This is a genomic window from Ralstonia sp. TCR112, assembly GCF_007997035.1.
Lineage (GTDB): Bacteria > Pseudomonadota > Gammaproteobacteria > Burkholderiales > Burkholderiaceae > Ralstonia > Ralstonia edaphi.
This window is the reverse complement of record NZ_VOSS01000007.1, coordinates 91,566-111,693: the sequence shown is the minus strand read 5'-3', so window position 1 is coordinate 111,693 and position 20,128 is coordinate 91,566. Positions and strand designations below refer to the sequence as shown.

Sequence of the window (20,128 nt, the reverse complement as noted above, 5' to 3'; positions counted from 1 at the left end):
GTGCGCGCGGCGGGCGGCGTGCTCAATGGCTGCGCGGTCAATCCACCTTTGCGCCCGAGGCCTTCACGACCGCGGCCCACTTCGCCGTCTCGGCACGGATGTGCGCGGCGAACTGCTCGGGCGTGTCGCCCACGGGCTCGGCGCCTTGCGCTTCGAGCTTCTCCTTGACGGCGGGGCTTGCCAGCGATTTCGCCACCGTCTGCTGGATGCGCGACACGATGGCCGGCGGCGTGCCGGCTGGCGCCAGCAGCCCGAACCACGAGCTCGCCTCGTATTGAGGCAGGCCGGCGGCTTGCGCGACGGTTGGCACACCGGGCAGCGCCGGCGAGGGTTTGGCGCTCGTGACGGCCAGCGCCTTCAGCTTGCCGCCCTTGATCTGCGGCATGGCCGAGGGCAGGTTGTCGAACATCAGGTCCATCGTGCCGCCGATCAGATCGGTCAGCGCTGGACCGCTGCCCTTGTAAGGCACGTGGACCATGCTCGTGGCCGTTTGCGTCTTGAACAGCTCGCCGGCCAGATGGATCGACGTGCCGTTACCCGACGACGCCATGTTCAGCTTGCCCGGATTGGCCTTCGCGTAGTCGATGAGGTCCTTCACCGAGTTGATCTTGTTCTTCTGCGCAAAGGTCGGGTTGACCACGAGCACGTTCGGCACGGAGGCCACCAGCGTGATCGGCGCAAAGTCCTTGATCGGATCGAAACCCAGTCGCACGCCGTTCTGCGAGTACAGGGTCTGGTTGATGGCGTGCGTGCCGACCGTGCCCATCAGCAGCGTGTAGCCGTCGGGCGCGGCCTTGGCCACGAGCGTCGAGCCGATGTTGCCGCCCGCACCAGGCCGGTTGTCGACGATGACGTTCCAGCCGGCGCCGCGCGTGAGCTCGGCGGCGACGCGCGCGCCAGGATGTCGGTCGTGCCGCCCGGCGTGAACGGCACGACGATGGTGATCGGCTTGGCTGGATACGGCGGGGTTTGCGCCGCCGCAGGCAACGCGATGACGCCGGCAGCAGCACCGGCAAGGGCTGCGCGCAGCAAGGTGCGGCGCAGCGTGCAAGGCACAGTCATGTCTCCTCCGATGATGTTTTTGGGTCGGCACAGCATAGCGCGCAGCCATGCAAAAAGGCACCCGAAGGTGCCTTCCTGCGCCCGCCAAGGAGAGGGGCGGCGGGCAAAAACAAAGCGTGCGTCAGAACTTGTGGCGCACGCCGATCGCCACACCGACTTGGTTATCCGAGTTCGGCGTGATGAAGTACGTCTGCGATGCAGCCGGCAGGTAGCCCACCGACGTCTGCGCGCCCGTTGCCGGGTTCGTCACATAGCCGATCGAATCCCAGTTCAGCGATGCATTGCGTGCATACGCGGCACTCAGGTACACGTCGGTGCGCTTGGAGAAGTTGTAGTCGGCAATGAACTGCCACTGCTGCGGGTTGCGCGGGTTGACCGTGGCGCCGCCGATGGTCGCTTCCTTGATGTTGTCGTAGTAGTACGCCAGCGTCAGGCCCAGGGCCGGCGTCACCTGGTAGTTCACGCCCGCCCAGTAATAGTCGTCGCGGTGCGGCAGCAGCGCCAGCGTGGCGCCAGACGAGGTCGTATCGGTCTTGCCGTAGCGATAGCCGCCCATGACCTTGACCGGCCCCACCGTGTAGCTCGCGGCAATGGCGGCGCGCTTGTCCTTGGCGTACTCGTTGCCGGGGCCGCCCAGGGCTTCGGCTGCCGTCAGGACCTTCACTTCGTCATAGGCGATACCCAGGCCGAACGGGCCGCCAAAGTAGTTTGCGCCCACGCCGTACGCCGAGTTGGCGGTCTGGCTGCCGGCGCGCTCGCCGAACGACCAGTGGCCTTCCACGGTCAGCGGGCCGAATGCGCCGGTGTACTTGATGACGTTGTCTTCGCGGAAGTTCGGGCCCAGCTGGCCGACCACCGGCTCATACTGTGTGGCGTAACCGGTCGGCGAGAAGTTCGCCATCATGTCGAAGATCGTGGTGTATTGCCGGCCCAGCGTGATCTTGCCCCAGTTGCCCTGCAAGCCGACAAACGCCTGGCGGCCGAACAGGCGTCCGCCCTGCTGCAGCGTGCCCGTGTCCATGCCGTAGCCCGATTCCAGTACGAACAGGCCCTTGAGACCGCCACCGATGTCTTCGACGCCGCGCAAGCCCCAGCGGTTGGAAGACAGGCCACCGGCCTGCATCGCCAGGCGCGAACCGCTGCTGCCCGGGATGACCACCCCCGCAGCCGTTACGGCTTGCGCGTGGTTGACGTACTCAACGTTGGCGTCGACCACGCCATACAGCGTCACACTCGACTGAGCCTGCGCAACACCCGCAAACGTGCCCAGCACTGCCAATGCCAGCAGCGATTTCTTCATCGGTCGGTCTCCAGATCTTTATTTATTGAATTCAGCGGCAGGCAGACCCTCCGTTCTTGTCTTCCCGCCCCATGACTTTCAAACGAAGTCGCTGACTAATGTAGCAACGCGGTACTGGGCCCGGTCGAAATTTGCGAACGAATGTTCGTAAACGCCCGTTTGCTGTCTGATCCCGGCAACAGGCTGTTTCCGAATTTGAAATAGATTGGCGATGGGCGGCGTTGATTCGTTGCGGTTTTAGATGCGATCCGCGCGCCAACAGGGTTATCCCGTACAGTAGTGTTTGGTCAACGACGTCCTGATCGGACGCAAGGTCCCGCCCGATGCCGGCCTTACAATGACGATCGCGCCGCACGCCATTGCCGGCGGTGCCCGAACATATGCTCGACCGCTTCATCCCTGAATTCGACCGCGCCTTGCGCGCTGTGGCAGGCGTCACCCGCGCCAGCCGACCGAACCCTGCCGATGCCGTTATCGCGTCCACCTCCCCGGACAGGGCCGACAACGCCACCAAACTTTCCGAGGCCGAGCGCCGCCATGCCGCCGGCCTGATGCGCGTGAACCATGTCGGCGAGGTCTGCGCCCAGGCCCTGTACCAGGGGCAAGCGCTGTTCGCCCGGGATCCCGCCATCCGAGCCCAGCTCGACGAAGCGGCACGCGAAGAAGAGGATCACCTCGCCTGGTGCGCGCAACGCCTGCAGGAATTGAATGACCGCCCGAGCCTGCTGAATCCGCTGTGGTATGCCGGCGCTTTCGCCATCGGCGCGGTCGCCGGACGCCTGGGCGACAAGATCAGCCTCGGCTTCGTCGCAGAGACCGAGCGCCAGGTCGAACACCACCTCGACGGCCATCTCGACACATTGCCCGACCAGGACACCCGCTCGCGCGCCATCGTCGCCCAGATGCGCGACGACGAAATCCGCCACGGCGACAACGCGCGCCAAGCTGGTGGCATTGATCTCCCCGCGCCCATCCGCCAAGCGATGCGTGCCGCGTCGCGCATCATGACGACCGCCGCCTACCGCATCTGAAGCGCGTGTCGCGGGTCGACAGCCCGACGACACGGCGTTCGCTCCTCCATTCGCCCGAGCTTTACTGTCGGTGCTCCGCGCCCTCCCTCTGGCGGGTCGTCGCTCGCCGTTCTCTCACGTGGTTTCTGCATAAACCACGCTATCTCCTTCATTTGATTGGGAAAAGTGGCTGGGTGCCTCCGGGCGGGTGCGCTAAGTCATTGTTCTGATTGCAAATTTTCCGTCTCGCAGGCCTGCGCAAGCCTTGACCGCCCAAAGTCGTTCCTCTAAAGTGGGAAACAGTGTCAGAAAGTGTAGTTTTGTGGTTTAAAGAGGCCGTTTGCAGACCAGTTGACGGCAAGGTGAGTGGCGATCGGGTCGCCACACGGAGAGAGAAACCAACGTGTTCCAGGGTGCGTCGGCGCTGACGCTGGATGCCAAAGGGCGGATGTCCATTCCGTCGCGGCACCGCGAAGCGCTCCAGCTGCAGGCCGAGGGCCGGGTGACTGTGACCAAGCACCCGGACGGTTGCCTCATGCTGTTTCCGCGCCCGGAGTGGGAACGCTTCCGCGAGCGCATCGCCGCGCTGCCGATGGAAGCCCACTGGTGGAAACGGATCTTCCTGGGCAGTGCCGCCGATGTCGAACTCGATACCGCCGGTCGCGTCCTCATTACCCCGGAACTGCGCACGGCCGCCTCCCTTGAACGTGACGTGATGCTGCTCGGCATGGGCAGCCACTTCGAAGTCTGGGACGCCGCCACGTACACCGCGAAGGAGCAGGCCGCCATGGCGCAAGGCATGCCCGACGCCCTCAAGAATTTCTCCTTTTGATGACGCGCGATGACAACCCAAGCCAGTACGGGACTGCGCCATCAGACGGTGCTCTTAGACGAAGCGGTCGACGCGCTCATCTGGCGCGACGACGGCATCTATATCGATGGAACGTTCGGGAGGGGCGGGCACAGCCGGCGCATCCTGGAACGGCTGGGGCCCGGCGGCAGACTTGTCGCCTTCGACAAGGACCCAGCAGCAATCACCGAAGCGGGCACCGTAGAGGATGCCCGCTTCGCTATTGAGCATGACAGCTTCGCGCAGATGGCCCAGTGCCTGGACGCGCGTGGCGTGGAGCGGGTGGCCGGCGTGCTGCTCGATCTCGGCATCAGCTCGCCGCAGATCGACGAAGGCGCACGTGGCTTCTCGTTCCGGATGGATGGCCCGCTCGACATGCGGATGGACACCACGCGCGGCATCACCGCAGCCCAATGGCTGGCCGAGGCTGATGAGCGCGACATTGCGAGGGTGATACGGGACTATGGGGAAGAACGGTTTGCTGTACAGATTGCAAAGGCGATTGTTGCTCGCCGGGGCCAATCCGGGGATCGAGGTCCTCTCGATCGCACATCCGAGCTTGCCGCGCTCGTGGCGCAAGCCGTCAAAACACGCGAGAAGGGTCAAGACCCTGCGACCCGCACCTTTCAAGCTTTACGGATTCACGTCAATCAAGAGCTTGCGGACCTCGAAACCGGTCTGAAGGCCGCCTTTGAACGCTTGGAACAGGGGGGACGTCTCGTCGTGATCAGCTTCCATTCGCTGGAAGACCGCATCGTCAAGCGCTTCATGCAGGCCCTGGCGCGTCCGGAGCAATCCGCCGCGCCGGAACTGCGTCGGGCGCCGCTGCGTGCGCATGAGCTGCCGGCGCCGCAGTTGCGCCTGCTCGGCCGCGTGAAGCCGTCGGAGGCCGAGGTGTCGGCCAACCCGCGTGCGCGCTCGGCAATCATGCGCGTGGCCGAGCGTTGCTGACAGCTGCTGACTCGCGGAGACCCATGCCATGAACCGCCTGAACATGTTCCTGCTGACCGCGCTGGTGCTGTGTGCGCTGTCGCTGGTCAACGCACAGCATCAGGCGCGGCAACTGTTTGTCGCGCTGGATCGTGCGCAGGCGGAAGAGAAGCAACTGAACACCGACTGGTCGCGTCTGCAATATGAGCAGAGCGCGCTGGGCAAGAGCGCTCGCATTGCCGACATCGCGAGCAGGCAATTGAAGATGTCGCCCGCGCAGGCGGGCCGCACGCAGTATCTGCAGGGGTTTGCCGATTTGCCGGCCGCTGGGACGTCCTCGATGGCGTCCTCGGTGGCGGGCAGCGCGCCCACGGCTTCCGGAGTCCAGCCATGAGCGGCGCACGCAAATCCAACGGCACCACGGCACGCGCGCGCCTGGGCCAGTTTTCCGCCAGCCCGGTTCTGGGCTTGCGCCTGCCGATGTGGCGCTCGAAGCTGGTCGTCTTCCTGATGTTCGCGGCGTTCCTGGCGCTCATCGGCCGCGCGCTGTGGATTCAAGGTCCTGGCAATCGCTTCTATGAAGCCGAGGGCAAGAAGCGCTTCCAGCGCACGCTGGAGCTGCCGGCCACGCGCGGCAAGATTCTCGATCGCAATGGTCTGGTGCTGGCCACCAGCCTGCCGGTGAAGGCCATCTGGGCTGTGCCCGAAGACGTGCCCAACAACGTGCCCGGCGAAGACATGAAGAAGCTCGCCAAGCTCCTCGGCATGAACAACAAGGAGCTGTCGGGCAAGCTGGGCGAAGACAAGGGCTTCGTCTACCTCAAGCGCCAGGTGCTGCCCGAGGTGGCCGATCAGATCGCCGCGCTGAAGATCGAAGGTATCTATCAGACGCGTGAATACAAGCGCTTCTATCCCGAAGGCGAGGCGATGGCGCACATCGTCGGCTTCACCAACGTCGAGGACAAGGGCCAGGAAGGCATGGAGCTGGCGCGCGAGTCCGACCTTGCGGGTGCCGCCGGCCAGCGCCAGGTGATCAAGGATCGACTGGGCCGCGTGGTGGAAGACGTGGGTGTGCTCAAGGCCCCGCGGGATGGGCATGACCAGACCCTGTCGATCGACGCCAAGATCCAGTACCTGACCTTCAACGAGCTGAAGGCCGCCATCGAGCGTACCCACGCCAAGGCCGCCAGCGCGATCGTGCTGGACGCCCAGACCGGCGAGGTGCTGGCACTCGCCAACTACCCGACCTACAACCCGAACGACCGCACGCGCCTGTCGGGCGAACAGCTGCGCAACCGCGTGCTGACCGACACCTTCGAGCCCGGCTCGATGATGAAGCCGATCACCATCAGCCTGGCGCTGCAGCTCAAGCGCGTGACGCCCAACACGCTGGTGCAGACCAACGGCAAGTACAGCTTTGAAGGCGCGACCATCTCCGACACCGGCAACTACGGCACGCTGACGGTCGCGCAGGTCATCCAGCACTCCAGCAACATCGGCACGACGAAGATCGCGATGATGCTGAAGCCGCAGGAAATGTGGGACATGTTCACAAGCGTGGGCCTGGGGCAGGCGCCGAAGATCGGCTTCCCGGGCGCGGTGGCGGGGCGGCTGCGGCCGGCAAACAAATGGCGCCGCATCGAGCAGGCGACCATGTCGTACGGCTACGGCCTGTCGGTGTCGCTGTTCCAGATTGCCCATGCGTACACCATCTTCGCGCACGATGGCGAGCTGATTCCGATCACCATGTACCGCACCGATGGCCAGCCGCCGCAGGGTGAACGTGTGATTTCGCCGGAGGTGGCGCGCCAGGTTCGCCAGATGCTGGAGACGGTGACGGCGCCGGGCGGCACCGCACCGCAAGCCCAGGTGATGGGCTATCGCGTCGGCGGCAAGACCGGCACGGCCTGGAAGCACACTGGACGCGGCTATGACCGCTCCAAGTATCGCGCCTCGTTCATTGGCCTGGCGCCGATGTCGAACCCGCGGATCATCGTGGCGGTGAGCGTGGACGAGCCCACGGTGGGCAACCGCTACGGCGGTGGCGCGGCCGGCCCGGTGTTCTCGCAGATCGTCGGTGGCACCCTGCGCGCACTCAACGTGCCGCCGGATTCGCCGGTGCGCCAGCTCGTGATGACGCCGGACGTGCCGGAAGAGCCGGTGGGAGGCCTGCAATGACAGCCAAGCCCACCTCCGACCGTCCGACGATCGCCGCTCGTCTTGCGCCGGTTGTCGATTGGCTGCGCGCCCAGGCGCCGGCCGGTGCCGACCTCACCAGCGATACGCGCAAGCTCAAGACCGGCGATGTGTTCGTCGCCTACGTGCTCGGCAATGTGCGCCAACGTGGCGATGGCCGTCCGCATATTCCGCAGGCCATCGAGGCTGGCGCTTCCGCCGTGCTGGCCGAAGCCCACGGTTACGCGATGCCTGCCGATGCGCCCGTGCGCATCCTGCCGGTGGATGGCTTGGCCGAATTGGCCGGGCCGCTGGCCGCGCAGTGGTACGGCGTGCCGGGCCCCGAGGCGCTGCGCGTCATTGGCGTGACGGGCACCAACGGCAAGACTTCGTGTTCGCAATGGATTGCGCAGGCGCTGACCAAACACGGCGAGCGTTGCGCAGTGGTGGGTACGCTCGGCACGGGGTTTGTCGATGCGCTGGCCGCGACCGGCTTCACCACGCCGGACGCCATCCAGCTCCAGCGAAGCCTCGCCGATCTGCATCGCGCGGGTGCGCGCTCCATCGCCATGGAAGTGTCGTCGCATGGCCTGGAGCAGGGTCGCGTGGATGGCACCTGCTTCGACATCGCAGTGTTCACCAACCTGACGCAGGATCACCTCGACTACCACGGCACGATGGCCGAGTACGAACTGGCCAAGGCGCGCCTGTTCCGCTGGCCCGGCCTGCGCGCGGCGGTCATCAACCGTGACGATGCGGCCGGTGTGCGCCTGCTGCAGAACGCCCGCGCCGAAGTCGAAACCATCGAATACGGCATCGACGGCGAAGCCGCTGCGCAGCACGGCGCCACGCAATGGCTGCGCGCCAGCAACGTGCGTGCGCATCGCACCGGCACGTCGTTCGACCTGGATGGCAGCTTTGGCCACGCAACCGTGCATGCCCCCACCGTCGGCCTGTTCAACGTATCGAATCTGTTGGGTGTGCTGGGCGCACTGCTTGCGGCTGGCGTGCCGTGGCAGGACGCTATCGCGCGCTTGGAAAAGCTGCAGCCCGTGAGCGGCCGCATGGAGCGTTTCGGCGGTGAAGACGGCCCCCTCGTGGTGGTCGACTACGCCCATACGCCCGACGCGCTGGAGCAAACGCTGCGCGCACTCGCGCCGATTACCGAAGCGCGGGGCGGCAAGCTCTGGGCCGTGTTCGGCTGCGGTGGCGACCGCGACCCCGGCAAGCGTCCGCAGATGGGCGCCATCGCCGAGCGCCTGGCGCCGCACGTGGTGCTGACCTCCGACAACCCGCGCAGCGAAGATCCGCAGCACATCCTCGACGAGATCGCCGACGGCATGGATAACCCGCGCGCCGCCGCCCAGATCGAAGATCGCGCGGCTGCCATCCTGCACGCCGTGCGCCACGCCGATGCGCATGACGTAATCGTCGTGGCTGGCAAGGGGCATGAATCGACGCAGGAGATTGCCGGTCGCAAGCGGCCCTTCTCCGATCAGGAGCATGTGCGTCTGGCGCTCGCCGCCCGCGGGGTGAATGCATGAGCGCCGCAACCGTCATGATGCACGCCACCGACGCCGCTGCCTGGATGGCCGGTGCCTATCTCGCCGGCCCCGACGCAGCGATCCTGCGCGTGACGACCGACAGCCGCGCCGTGCAACCCGGCGATCTGTTCGTCGCGCTGATCGGCGAGCGTTTCGATGCGCACGACTTCCTGCCCGAAGTGGTGGCGCGTGGCGCTGCTGCCGTGCTGGTGTCGCGCGCACCGGCCGCCACGCTCGATGTCACCAATGTGGCCGTGCTGACCGTCGCCGATACGCGCATCGGGCTCGGCCAGCTTGCCGCCGGCTGGCGCCGCCAGTTCCCGATTCCCGTCGTCGCCGTGACGGGCAGCAACGGCAAGACCACGGTCAAGGAGATGATCTCCGCGATCTTTGCGCAGGCCGTTGGTGAAGACGCCCGCCTGGCGACTGCCGGCAATTTCAACAACGACATCGGCCTGCCGCTCACGCTGTTCCGCCTGAACGCGCAACACAAGCTGGCCGTGCTCGAACTCGGCATGAATCATCCGGGCGAGACGGCCGTATTGGCCGCCATTGCGCAGCCGACCGTCGCAATGATCAACAACGCCCAGCGCGAGCACCAGGAATTCATGGTCAGCGTGGAAGCGGTGGCTGAAGAACACGCCGCCGTGCTGGCCGCGTTGCCGGCCGATGGCGTAGCGGTGTATCCGCGCGATGCGGCCAACGGGGGCGAATACGCGCCGGTGTGGCAAGCCGCGGCCGGTTCGCGCCGCGTGCTCGACTTCGGTATCGAGGCCGGGGCTGTGACGGGCACGGTGGTGGACACCGTCGCCGGGCAACGCATCGATGTGCAGGCGCCGGGCCAGCGCTTCGTTATCACCTTGCCGCTGCTCGGCTTGCACAACGCGCGCAATGCGCTGGCCGCCACGGCATGCGCGCTGGCGGCCGGTGTGGCTCCCGAGGTCATTGCACAAGCGCTCGGCCGCTTCGCGCCCGTCAAGGGGCGGTTGCAGCGCAAGCAGGGCACGCACGGCGGCCTTGTCATCGACGACACGTACAACGCGAACCCCGATTCGATGCGCGCGGCGATCGACGCGCTCGTCACGCTGCCCGCGCCGCGCTGCCTAGTGCTGGGCGACATGGGTGAAGTGGGGTCGCAGGGCCCGGCGTTCCACGAAGAGATCGGCGCGTATGCGCGCGCGCACGGCATCGACGCGGTGCTCGCAACCGGCGAGCTTGCGCGTCACACAGTCGATGCATTCGGCGCGGGCGCGCAGCATTTTGCGTCCGCGGAAGACTTGATCGAACACGGCCTGGCCGCCATTGCGCCAGGCGCGACGGTATTGGTGAAGGGCTCGCGCTTCATGCGGATGGAACGCATTGTGGAAGCGCTGGTCTTGAAAGACCCGGTAGCGGATTTGCCGACCGGTTCCAACACACAACAGCAGCATTAAGGGAAGCAAGAACCCATGTTATTGGCATTGGCGCAATGGTTGCAGAACGACTACGGCTTCCTGCGCGTCTTCAACTATCTGACGTTCCGCGCCGTGATGGCATCGCTCACGGCGCTGGTGATCGGCCTCGGGTTCGGGCCATGGGTGATCCGTCGCCTGACGGAACTGAAAGTCGGCCAGGCTGTGCGCAGCTATGGTCCGCAGACGCACCTGGTCAAGGCCGGCACGCCCACCATGGGCGGCGTGCTGGTGCTCATCGGCATTGCCGTGTCGACGCTGCTGTGGGCGGACTGGGGCAACCGCTTCATCTGGATCGTGCTGCTCGTCACGCTCGGCTACGGCGCCGTTGGCTGGGTGGATGACTACCGCAAGGTCGTGCACCGTGATCCGAAGGGCATGTCTTCGCGTGAGAAGTTCTTCTGGCAGACCGTGATCGGCCTGTTTGCAGCGGCGTATCTGGCGTTCTCGGTGTCCGAGACGAGCAACATGCGTGTGCTCGAGCTGTTCATGGAGTGGGTGCGCAGCGGCCTGTCGCTGAACCTGCCGGCCAAGTCGCATCTGATCGTGCCGTTCTTCAAAGAGATCAGCTACCCGCTTGGCGTGTTCGGTTTCATCATCCTGACGTACCTCGTGATCGTCGGCTCCAGCAACGCGGTGAACCTGACCGACGGCCTCGATGGCCTCGTCATCATGCCGGTCGTGCTCGTGGGTAGCGCGCTCGGCGTGTTCGCCTATGTGATGGGCAGTGCGGTCTACAGCAAGTACCTGCTGTTCCCGCACATTCCGGGCGCGGGCGAGCTGCTGATCTTCTGCTCGGCGATGGCGGGGGCGGGGCTTGCCTTCCTGTGGTTCAACGCGCATCCGGCGCAGGTGTTCATGGGTGACGTCGGCGCGCTGGCGCTGGGCGGTGCGCTGGGCACCATCGCCGTGATCGTGCGTCAGGAAATCGTGCTCTTCATCATGGGCGGCATCTTTGTCGCCGAGACCGTCTCCGTGATGCTGCAGGTGACGTGGTTCAAGTTCACCAAGAAGCGTTATGGCGAGGGCCGGCGCCTGTTCCGCATGGCGCCGCTGCATCATCATTTTGAGCTGTCCGGCTGGAAGGAAACGCAAGTGGTCGTGCGCTTCTGGGTCATCACCATGATGCTGGTGCTGATCGGCCTGTCGACCCTGAAACTGCGGTGAGCACGGACATGACAGACATGACCGACGCCCCCATCACTCCGGACGACGACATGGCCGCCACGCCGCCGCACGCCGCCGTGGACGCCGTTGTCGCAACGCTCGATTCCGCCGAGCCGATGCCCGCCGCTGAAACCGCACAAGCGCCGCGCATGTTCGGCGAGTTCGACGCGCCGGTGGTGCTCGTGCTCGGCCTTGGCGAATCCGGCCTCGCCATGGCGCGCTGGTGCGCACGTCATGGCGCGCGCGTGCGCGTGGCCGACACGCGCGAGGCACCGGCCAACCTGCCGGCGCTGCGCGCGCATGTGCCGGACGCAGAATTCGTGAGCGGCCCGTTTGCCGTGTCGCTGCTGGACGGTGTGACGTTGGTGGCGATCAGCCCGGGCCTGTCACCGCTCGATGCCAACGTCGCTGCGCTGCTGAGCGCCGCCAATGCGAACAGCGTGCCGGTGTGGGGCGAAATCGAATTGTTTGCCCGCGCGTTGGCGGGTCTCAAGGCCGCGCAAGGCTACGCGCCGCGCGTGCTGGCCATCACCGGGACGAACGGCAAGACGACCACCACGGCGCTCGCGGGCGCCTTGGTCGAGCGCGCCGGCAAGACCGTCGGCGTGGCGGGCAACATCAGCCCGTCGGCACTGGACAAGCTGAGCGAATGCGTTGATGCGGGGACGCTGCCTGACGTGTGGGTGCTGGAGCTTTCCAGCTTCCAGCTCGAAACCACGCACACGCTGGACGCCGACGCGGCCACCGTCCTGAACATCACGCAGGATCACCTTGACTGGCACGGCACGATGGACGCCTATGCCGCAGCCAAGGGCCGCATCTTCGGTGCCAACACCGTGCGCGTGCTGAACCGTCAAGACGCCGGCGTGATGGCATTCGCCAGCAAGAACGGCGGCGATATCACCTTCGGCATCGACGAGCCGGGCACGCCCGATGCGCTCGGCCTGCTGCGCGATGGCGGCATGCCTTGGATCGTCTTGGCCGAAGCCGACGAGGAAGATCTGCCCAAGCCCACGCGCCGCAAGAAGGGCGACAGCGCGCCCGCCGCCCCGGTGCCGGTGCGCCTCAAGCGCTTGATGCCCGCCGACGCGCTGCGCATCCGCGGCTTGCACAACGCCACCAACGCGATGGCCGCGCTGGCGCTGTGCCGCGCGATCGGCCTACCCGTGAGCGCGCTGCTGCACGGCCTGCGCGACTACGCCGGCGAGCCGCACCGCGTCGAGCTGATCGCCGCATTCGACGACATCGAATTCTTCGACGACAGCAAGGGCACCAACGTCGGCGCGACGGTGGCAGCGCTGTCGGGCTTGTCCAAGCACGTCGTGCTGATCGCGGGCGGCGATGGCAAGGGTCAGGACTTCTCGCCGCTGGCCGAGCCGGTCGCGCAGTACGCGCGCGCCGTGATCCTCATCGGCCGCGATGCGCCGCTGATTCGCGAGGCGCTGGCCAATGCCGGTGTCGAGCTGATCGACGCCCCCACGCTGGAAGCCGCCGTGCAGGAAGCCGCCGCGCACGCGCAACCGGGCGACGCCGTGCTGTTGTCGCCGGCGTGTGCAAGCTTCGACATGTTCCGGAATTACGAACACCGCGCCCAGGTGTTCCACGAGGCCGTGGCAGCGCTGGCGGCAGACCGAGGAGTCCTCCTATGAGCGACACCCAGATCAAGCGCAGCGGCTTCATCGGCGCGACCATCGGTAATGCGTGGGGTGGCCTTCGCGACGCCGTTTCAGGCGTCAAGCCCACGCGCTCCAGGATGATGGAGTACGACCAGCCCCTGATGTGGGTGGCGATCGTGCTGCTGGGCCTCGGGCTGGTGATGGTGTATTCGGCGTCGATTGCGTTGCCGGATTCGCCCAAGTACGCCAACTACAGCAACGGGCATTTCCTGATCCGGCACATCTTCTCGCTGGTGATCGGCCTGATCGGTGCGATCGTCGCCTTCCAGATTCCGGTCAAGTTCTGGGACAAATACGCACCGAAGCTTTTCATCATCGCGCTGGTCATGCTGGTGATCGTGCTCGTGCCGCACGTGGGCAAGGGCGTGAACGGCGCACGGCGCTGGCTGCCGCTGGGCGTCATGAACTTCCAGCCGTCCGAACTGATGAAGCTGGCCGTGGTGCTGTACGCCGCCAACTACACCGTGCGCAAGCAGGACTGGATGCAAAGCGTGCGCAAGGGCTTCCTGCCGATGGGCGTGGCCGTGGCGTTTGTCGGTTCGCTCCTGCTGTTGGAGCCCGACATGGGCGCGTTCCTGGTCATTGCGGCCGTGGCCATGGGCATCCTGTTCCTGGGCGGCGTGAACGGCAAGCTGTTCGGCGGTCTCGTGCTGACCGCGGTTTCCACCTTCTCGCTGCTGATCGTGGCGTCGCCGTGGCGGCGAGAGCGGATCTTCGCGTACCTGAACCCGTGGCAAGAGGAATACGCACAGGGCAAGGCGTACCAGCTCACGCACTCGCTCATCGCCTTCGGCCGCGGCGAATGGACTGGCGTCGGCCTGGGCGGCAGCATCGAGAAGCTGCACTACCTGCCTGAAGCGCATACCGACTTCATCCTCGCCGTGATCGGTGAGGAACTGGGCTTTGTCGGCGTGCTGATCGTGATCCTGCTGTTCTACTGGATGGTGCGTCGCGCGTTCGAGATCGGCCGCACTGCGCTGCAGCTCGACCGCACGTTCGCCGGCCTGGTTGCCAAGGGGCTGGGAATCTGGATCGGCTGGCAGGCCTTCATCAACATGGGTGTGAACCTGGGACTGCTGCCGACCAAGGGCCTGACGCTGCCGATGGTCAGCTACGGGGGCTCCGGCATCCTGATGAACTGTGTGGCGCTCGCGCTTCTGCTGCGTATCGACTACGAAAACCGCGTGCTGATGCGTGGAGGCAAGGTATGACGGCAGGCATGTCGGCCGGTCTGGCGCCCCGCACGCTCCTCGTCATGGCCGGCGGTACGGGCGGTCACATCTTCCCTGCGCTGTCGGTGGCCAAGCTGTTGGCCGCGCGTGGCTGGAAGGTGGTGTGGCTCGGCAATGCAAACGGCATGGAAGGCCAGCTCGTCCCCAAGCACGGTTTTCCGCTGGAGTCGGTGCAGTTCGGTGGTTTGCGCGGCAAGGGCCTCGTCACCAAGTTTCTGCTGCCGCTCAATCTGCTGCGCGCCTTCTGGCAGAGCCTTGGCGTGGTGCGCCGCGTGCGTCCCAACGTGGTGCTGGGCATGGGCGGCTATATCACGTTCCCGGGCGGCATGATGAGCGTGCTGCTGGGTCGTCCACTGGTGCTGCACGAACAGAATTCCATTGCAGGTCTGGCCAACCGCGTGCTCGCGCGCGTGGCTGATCGTGTGCTTTGCGCGTTTCCGAATGCGCTGCCCGGCGCCGAGTGGGTCGGCAATCCGATCCGCGCCGATCTGGCCAACCTGGCTTCGCCGCGGGCGCGCTACGCCGAGCGAACCGGCCCGCTGCGCGTGCTGGTCGTCGGCGGCAGCCTTGGCGCGGCGGCGCTCAACGACGTGGTGCCCAAGGCGCTGGCGTTGCTGCCGGCCGATACGCGCCCGATCGTCATCCATCAGGCGGGCGCCAAGCAGATCGACACGCTGCGCGCCAACTATGCCGCCGCCGGCATCGACGATGCCCATGCGCAAGCCGTGCCCTTCATCGACGACATGGCGGCTGCGTATGCACACGCCGATCTCGTGATCTGCCGCGCGGGCGCCATGACCGTTTCAGAAGTGGCCGCGGCGGGTGTCGCGGCGCTGTTCGTGCCGTTCCCGCACGCCGTGGACGATCACCAGACCACCAACGCGCGCTTCCTCTCCGAACGCGGTGCGGCGCTGTTGGTGCCACAGCAGGAGCTGGGCCCGGCGTCGCTGGCAGATACACTCGCGTCCCTGACGCGTGCGCAATTGGCCGATATGGCGGCTAAAGCACGCGAGCAGGCGCGGCCCGAAGCGGCCGAGCGTGTCGCCGACGCGTGTGTAGCGGTGGCACGGGCATAGGGAATCGAATCGATATGAAGCACATCGTCAAGAACATCCATTTTGTAGGCATCGGCGGCGCCGGCATGAGCGGCATCGCCGAGGTGCTGCTGAATCTGGGCTACCGCGTGACGGGCTCGGATCTGGGCAGCAGCGCGACCACGCAGCGTCTGGCAACGCTCGGCGCGACGATCATGCAGGGCCACGCGCCGGAACATGTGATCGGCGCCAATGCCGTGGTGGTCTCCACCGCCGTGCGCGGTGATAACCCGGAAGTGCTGGCCGCGCGCGCCAAGCGCATCCCGATCGTGCCGCGTGCGGTGATGCTGGCCGAGCTGATGCGCCTGAAGCAGGGCATCGCCATCGCCGGTACGCACGGCAAGACGACGACCACCAGCCTCGTCGCCTCCGTGCTGGCCGAGGGCGGGCTGGACCCGACGTTCGTCATCGGCGGCCGTCTCAACTCTGCGGGCGCCAACGCGCGCCTCGGCACGGGCGACTTCATCGTCGCCGAGGCCGACGAATCCGATGCGTCGTTCCTCAACCTGTTCCCCGTGATCGAAGTCATCACCAATATCGACGCCGATCACATGGAGACGTACGGGCACGATTTCTCGCGCCTGAAGCAGGCGTTCATCGAGTTCACGCAGCGTCTGCCGTTCTACGGCATTGCCGTGCTGTGCGTGGACGATCCGAACGTGCGCGAAATCCTGCCGTTCGTCTCCAAGCCCGTCGTGCGCTACGGTTTTGCCGAAGACGCGCAGGTGCGTGCCGTCAATGCGCGTGCCGTCGATGGCCGCATGGAATTCACCGTGATCCGCCAGCTCAACGGCCATGCCGAGCCGCCGCTGTCGATCACCCTCAACCTGCCGGGCCTGCACAACGTGCAGAACGCGCTGGCCGCCATCGCCATCGCCACCGAGCTGGAAGTGCCTGACGAGGCGATCGTCAAGGCGCTGGCCGAGTTCAACGGCGTGGGCCGCCGTTTCCAGCGCTACGGTGAAGTGCCGACCGCTGACGGCAAGGGCCAGTTCACGCTCATCGACGACTACGGCCACCACCCCGTCGAGATGGCCGCCACGCTGGCCGCCGCGCGCGGTGCGTTCCCCGGTCGCCGCCTCGTGCTGTCGTTCCAGCCGCACCGCTTCACGCGCACGCGCGATTGTTTTGAAGATTTCATCAAGGTGCTTGGCACTGTCGATGCGCTGCTGCTGGCCGAGGTCTACGCCGCCGGCGAGCCGCCCATCGTCGCCGCCGACGGCCGCTCGCTGACGCGTGCGCTGCGCGTGGCCAACAAGATCGAGCCGGTATTCGTGGAACAGATTGAAGACATGCCGCAAGCGATTCTGGATGCAGCGCAGGACGGCGACGTGGTCATCACCATGGGCGCAGGGTCGATCGGGCAGGTGCCCGGTCAAGTGGTTGCGTTGCAGGCGCAGGCGCGCACCGCCAACGTCGTGGATCTGAACGGAGGCGCCGCAGCATGACGACCGGTCCGTTTGTTCCACATCCGACGATTGATCCGAAGTCCCTCGGCAAGGTGGGCGTGCTCATGGGCGGTCGTTCCGCCGAGCGCGAAATCTCGCTGATGTCCGGCAACGGCGTGCTGGCTGCGCTGCGCGCGCGCGGCGTCGATGCACATCCGTTCGACCCGGGCCTGCAGGCCGTGGCCGACTTGGCCAAGCAAGGATTCGACCGCGTGGTGATCTCGCTGCACGGCCGCTTTGGCGAAGACGGCACGGTCCAAGGCCTGCTCGAGCAATTCGGTATTCCGTACACGGGCAGCGGCGTACTCGCGTCTGCGCTGGCGATGGACAAGGAGGCCACCAAGCGCCAATGGCAGACGCACGGCCTGCCGACGCCCGATTTCGTGATGTTGCACGCCGGCGCCGACTGGCAAGCCGTGGCCGATCGCCTTGGCCTGCCGCTGATCGTCAAGCCGCGCGCGAAGGTTCGTCGATCGGGCTGACGAAGGTCACGAGCGTCGCCGAGCTGCCCACCGCCTACGAAAAGGCCGCGCGCCTGGACCGCGATGTGATGGCCGAGCAGTTCGTCGAAGGCGACGAGCTGACCTGCCCGATCATCGGCGAAGGCGAGAGCGCAACCGCGCTGCCGCTCATCCGCATCGTCGCGCCGCAGGCCAATTACGACTACCAGAACAAGTACTTCACCGACGACACGCGCTACGAATGCCCGGCACCGATTCCCGCCGATGTGGCCGCGCGCGTGCAGGCGCTCGTGGTGCAGGCATATCGCGGGCTGGGCTGCCGCGGCTGGGGCCGCGCCGACATCATGCTGCGCAAGTCCGACAACGCGCCGTTCCTGCTGGAGATGAACACGTCGCCGGGCATGACCGGCCATTCACTGGTGCCGATGGGCGCGCGCGCTGCCGGCATCAGCTATGAAGATTTCGTCTTGCAACTGGCGGCGAGTGCGTCGCTGGAGCTGCACGCGAGCACCGACTGGAAACCCGAGTAACCAACGCAACGTCAGCGAAACCGGACAACACAACGTTATGTGGCACAACACCCGTCTCCTCAACGCCGTCGCGAGTGCGCTGTATGCGCTGCTCGCGCTTGGCGCGTTGGGCGTTGGGGCGGTCTGGCTGATGCAGCGCCCGATGTTCCAGCTGCAGCAGGTGCGCGTGATGCCGATGGCGGGCAGCGAGTTGCGCCACGTGAATGTGCCGAGTCTGCGCGCCAACGCGCTACCCAAGCTGCGCGGCAATTTCTTCTCGCTGAATCTGGACGAAGCGCGTGCCGCGTTCGAATCGGTGCCGTGGGTGCGGCGTGCGAGCGTGCGCCGCGTGTGGCCGAACGGGTTGCTGGTCGAAGTGCAGGAACACGAAGCACTCGGTACCTGGGGCGGCAACGAGTCCGGCAAGCTGGTCAACACGTATGGCGAAGTGTTCGTCGCCAACCTGGCCGAAGCCGAGGACGACACCGACCTGGTGGCGCTGGCCGGCCCTGAAGGTACCGAACAGGACGTGGTCGACAAGCTGGAGACCATGACCGAGTGGTTCAAGCCGATGAACGTCGAGCCGCTGAGCGTGACGCTCACCGACCGCTACGCCTGGCGCGCGCGGTTGTCCAACGGCACGGTCATCGAGCTGGGCCGCGAACTGAATGACGATGACCGCACCGCGCTCGCCGCGCGTGCCCGCCGCTTTGTGCGCGCGTGGCCCGAGGTGACGAAGCGCTGGGGCGGTCAGATTGAATACGCCGATCTGCGGTATCCCAACGGATTCGCAGTTCGTGCGGCGGGTGTGCGCTTCCTGACCGATGCGCAGGCTGCGGTGCTGGCCAAGGGGGGCAAGCTGCCCGGCACCGCGAATGGCACCAGCGGTGCTGCAAAGCCGAAAGCCACGCTGGGGGGTAAGCCGGCGGCCAACAACAAAGCAACGCGAAGCACAGAGAAAACGCGATGAGCAAGGAATACAAGGATCTTCTGGTCGGGCTGGATATCGGCACCTCCAAGGTGGTGGCGGTGGTCGCCGAGCTGCGTCCGGACGGCGCCTACGAGGTCATCGGCATGGGCCAGACCGAATCGAAGGGGCTGAAGAAGGGCGTGGTCGTCAACATCGAAGCGACCGTCCAGTCGATCCAGAAGGCGCTCGAAGAAGCGGAGCTGATGGCCGACTGCAAGATCAGCGAGGTCTTCACTGGCATTGCCGGCAGCCATATCCGCAGCTTCAACTCCAGCGGCATGGTGGCGATCAAGGACAAGGAAGTCACCTCGACCGACGTGGCCCGCGTGATCGAGACCGCCAAGGCCGTCAACATCCCGACCGACCAGCAGATCCTGCACATCCTCACGCAGGAATTCATCATCGACGGCCAGGAAGACGTGCGCGAGCCGATCGGCATGAGCGGCATCCGGCTCGAGGTGAAGGTGCATATCGTGACGGGCGCCGTGAGTGCGGCGCAGAACATCGTCAAGTGCGTGCGCCGCTGCGGCCTGGAAGTGCACGACCTGATCCTGCAGCCGCTGGCGTCGAGCCTGGCGGTGCTGACCGAAGACGAGAAGGAACTCGGCGTCGTGCTGGTCGACATCGGCAGCGGCACGACCGACATCGCGATCTTCAGCGAAGGCGCGATTCGCCACACGGCCGTGATCCCCATCGCGGGCGACCAGATCACCAACGACATTGCCATGGCCCTGCGCACGCCAACGCCGGACGCCGAGGACATCAAGATCCAGTACGGCATCGCCAAGCAGGTATTGGCCGATCCGGACGAGATGATCGATGTGCCGGGCGTCGGCGACCGCGGCCCGCGCACGCTTTCGCGTCAGGCGCTGGCTGCCGTGATCGAGCCGCGCGTAGAAGAGCTGTTCTCGCTTGTGCATCAGGTGGTGCGCGAATCCGGTTACGAGGAACTGCTCTCCAGCGGCGTGGTCCTGACTGGCGGTACGGCAATGATGCCCGGCATGGTCGAGCTGGGCGAAGACATGTTCTTGAAGCCCGTGCGCGTGGGCGTGCCCGAGTACCGCGGCAATCTGCACGAAGTGGTGAAGAGTCCGCGTTACGCAACGGTGATGGGCCTGCTGCAGGAAGGTCGCGTGCAGCGTGTGCGCGGGCGCAAGGTCGTGGTGCAGTCCGGTTCGGCCAAGCAGATCTGGACGCGCATGAAGGAATGGTTCATCGGCAACTTCTGAGCACGTGAGTGCCGGGTGTT

15 protein-coding genes and 2 pseudogenes are annotated in these 20,128 nt (G+C 66.0%); 15 read left to right on the top strand and 2 right to left on the bottom strand.

Annotated features, from left to right (window positions below):
• Window positions 1–37: 37 nt before the first annotated feature.
• Together FUT88_RS03450 and FUT88_RS03445 are read right to left on the bottom strand one after the other, a co-directional pair.
• A pseudogene (locus tag FUT88_RS03450) lies at window positions 38–1,062 on the bottom strand (Bug family tripartite tricarboxylate transporter substrate binding protein).
• A 121-nt stretch (window positions 1,063–1,183) separates the two neighbouring features.
• Complete coding sequence (locus FUT88_RS03445; protein WP_147213819.1) at window positions 1,184–2,362, bottom strand: porin; 1,179 nt, start codon at window positions 2,360–2,362, stop codon at window positions 1,184–1,186.
• A 380-nt stretch (window positions 2,363–2,742) separates the two neighbouring features.
• On the opposite strand from FUT88_RS03445, the gene coq7 reads away from it, so the two are divergent.
• From coq7 to ftsA, 15 genes and pseudogenes are all read left to right on the top strand, one after another.
• A complete protein-coding gene (gene coq7, locus FUT88_RS03440) occupies window positions 2,743–3,393 on the top strand; it encodes a 2-polyprenyl-3-methyl-6-methoxy-1,4-benzoquinone monooxygenase (protein WP_147213818.1) in 651 nt (216 codons plus the stop codon).
• Between the two features lie 382 nt (window positions 3,394–3,775).
• Window positions 3,776–4,204: a division/cell wall cluster transcriptional repressor MraZ gene (mraZ, locus tag FUT88_RS03435; protein WP_024979191.1), complete on the top strand. Its 429-nt coding sequence runs from the start codon at window positions 3,776–3,778 to the stop codon at window positions 4,202–4,204.
• A gap of 9 nt (window positions 4,205–4,213) precedes the next feature.
• Window positions 4,214–5,173 (top strand): 16S rRNA (cytosine(1402)-N(4))-methyltransferase RsmH, encoded by a 960-nt coding sequence (gene rsmH, locus FUT88_RS03430; RefSeq protein WP_027680304.1) that lies wholly within the window; start codon window positions 4,214–4,216, stop codon window positions 5,171–5,173.
• A gap of 28 nt (window positions 5,174–5,201) precedes the next feature.
• Complete coding sequence (ftsL, locus tag FUT88_RS03425; protein WP_147213817.1) at window positions 5,202–5,546, top strand: cell division protein FtsL; 345 nt, start codon at window positions 5,202–5,204, stop codon at window positions 5,544–5,546.
• The gene (locus FUT88_RS03420) at window positions 5,543–7,330 is read left to right on the top strand and encodes a peptidoglycan D,D-transpeptidase FtsI family protein (protein WP_147213816.1); all 1,788 of its coding nucleotides are present in this window, start codon (window positions 5,543–5,545) and stop codon (window positions 7,328–7,330) included. Before ftsL ends, FUT88_RS03420 begins: the two co-directional genes overlap by 4 nt.
• Window positions 7,327–8,871 (top strand): UDP-N-acetylmuramoyl-L-alanyl-D-glutamate--2,6-diaminopimelate ligase, encoded by a 1,545-nt coding sequence (locus FUT88_RS03415; RefSeq protein ID WP_147213815.1) that lies wholly within the window; start codon window positions 7,327–7,329, stop codon window positions 8,869–8,871. The genes FUT88_RS03420 and FUT88_RS03415 overlap by 4 nt, the downstream gene beginning before the upstream one ends.
• On the top strand, window positions 8,868–10,304 hold the full coding sequence (murF, locus tag FUT88_RS03410; RefSeq protein WP_147213814.1) for a UDP-N-acetylmuramoyl-tripeptide--D-alanyl-D-alanine ligase: 1,437 nt from the start codon (window positions 8,868–8,870) through the stop codon (window positions 10,302–10,304). The genes FUT88_RS03415 and murF overlap by 4 nt, the downstream gene beginning before the upstream one ends.
• Before the next feature lie 15 nt (window positions 10,305–10,319).
• Window positions 10,320–11,489, top strand: coding sequence for a phospho-N-acetylmuramoyl-pentapeptide-transferase (gene mraY, locus FUT88_RS03405; RefSeq protein WP_009241610.1), 1,170 nt, complete (start codon window positions 10,320–10,322; stop codon window positions 11,487–11,489).
• Between the two features lie 149 nt (window positions 11,490–11,638).
• Window positions 11,639–13,138, top strand: coding sequence for a UDP-N-acetylmuramoyl-L-alanine--D-glutamate ligase (murD, locus tag FUT88_RS03400; RefSeq protein WP_186829229.1), 1,500 nt, complete (start codon window positions 11,639–11,641; stop codon window positions 13,136–13,138).
• Window positions 13,135–14,376: a putative lipid II flippase FtsW gene (gene ftsW / locus FUT88_RS03395; protein ID WP_147213812.1), complete on the top strand. Its 1,242-nt coding sequence runs from the start codon at window positions 13,135–13,137 to the stop codon at window positions 14,374–14,376. The genes murD and ftsW overlap by 4 nt, the downstream gene beginning before the upstream one ends.
• Window positions 14,373–15,473: an undecaprenyldiphospho-muramoylpentapeptide beta-N-acetylglucosaminyltransferase gene (gene murG / locus FUT88_RS03390; RefSeq protein ID WP_147213811.1), complete on the top strand. Its 1,101-nt coding sequence runs from the start codon at window positions 14,373–14,375 to the stop codon at window positions 15,471–15,473. The genes ftsW and murG overlap by 4 nt, the downstream gene beginning before the upstream one ends.
• Before the next feature lie 14 nt (window positions 15,474–15,487).
• Window positions 15,488–16,939, top strand: a complete 1,452-nt coding sequence (gene murC, locus FUT88_RS03385; protein WP_147213810.1) for a UDP-N-acetylmuramate--L-alanine ligase — start codon at window positions 15,488–15,490, stop codon at window positions 16,937–16,939.
• Window positions 16,936–17,930: pseudogene (locus FUT88_RS03380) on the top strand (D-alanine--D-alanine ligase). Before murC ends, FUT88_RS03380 begins: the two are co-directional and overlap by 4 nt.
• Before the next feature lie 37 nt (window positions 17,931–17,967).
• Window positions 17,968–18,879 carry a cell division protein FtsQ/DivIB gene (locus tag FUT88_RS03375; RefSeq protein WP_147213809.1) on the top strand — a complete coding sequence of 304 codons (912 nt, stop codon included), beginning with the start codon at window positions 17,968–17,970 and terminating at the stop codon, window positions 18,877–18,879.
• The gene (ftsA, locus tag FUT88_RS03370; protein ID WP_024979178.1) at window positions 18,876–20,108 is read left to right on the top strand and encodes a cell division protein FtsA; all 1,233 of its coding nucleotides are present in this window, start codon (window positions 18,876–18,878) and stop codon (window positions 20,106–20,108) included. Before FUT88_RS03375 ends, ftsA begins: the two co-directional genes overlap by 4 nt.
• The last annotated feature ends 20 nt before the right edge of the window (window positions 20,109–20,128 follow it).

Coding starts and splice junctions, on each gene's coding strand:
- FUT88_RS03445 (WP_147213819.1), bottom strand. CDS start 2,362: ATGAAGAAATCGCTGCTGGCATTGGCAGTGCTGGGCACGTTTGCGGGT.
- coq7 (WP_147213818.1), top strand. CDS start 2,743: ATGCTCGACCGCTTCATCCCTGAATTCGACCGCGCCTTGCGCGCTGTG.
- rsmH (WP_027680304.1), top strand. CDS start 4,214: ATGACAACCCAAGCCAGTACGGGACTGCGCCATCAGACGGTGCTCTTA.
- ftsL (WP_147213817.1), top strand. CDS start 5,202: ATGAACCGCCTGAACATGTTCCTGCTGACCGCGCTGGTGCTGTGTGCG.
- FUT88_RS03420 (WP_147213816.1), top strand. CDS start 5,543: ATGAGCGGCGCACGCAAATCCAACGGCACCACGGCACGCGCGCGCCTG.
- FUT88_RS03415 (WP_147213815.1), top strand. CDS start 7,327: ATGACAGCCAAGCCCACCTCCGACCGTCCGACGATCGCCGCTCGTCTT.
- murF (WP_147213814.1), top strand. CDS start 8,868: ATGAGCGCCGCAACCGTCATGATGCACGCCACCGACGCCGCTGCCTGG.
- mraY (WP_009241610.1), top strand. CDS start 10,320: ATGTTATTGGCATTGGCGCAATGGTTGCAGAACGACTACGGCTTCCTG.
- murD (WP_186829229.1), top strand. CDS start 11,639: ATGTTCGGCGAGTTCGACGCGCCGGTGGTGCTCGTGCTCGGCCTTGGC.
- ftsW (WP_147213812.1), top strand. CDS start 13,135: ATGAGCGACACCCAGATCAAGCGCAGCGGCTTCATCGGCGCGACCATC.
- murG (WP_147213811.1), top strand. CDS start 14,373: ATGACGGCAGGCATGTCGGCCGGTCTGGCGCCCCGCACGCTCCTCGTC.
- murC (WP_147213810.1), top strand. CDS start 15,488: ATGAAGCACATCGTCAAGAACATCCATTTTGTAGGCATCGGCGGCGCC.
- FUT88_RS03375 (WP_147213809.1), top strand. CDS start 17,968: ATGTGGCACAACACCCGTCTCCTCAACGCCGTCGCGAGTGCGCTGTAT.
- ftsA (WP_024979178.1), top strand. CDS start 18,876: ATGAGCAAGGAATACAAGGATCTTCTGGTCGGGCTGGATATCGGCACC.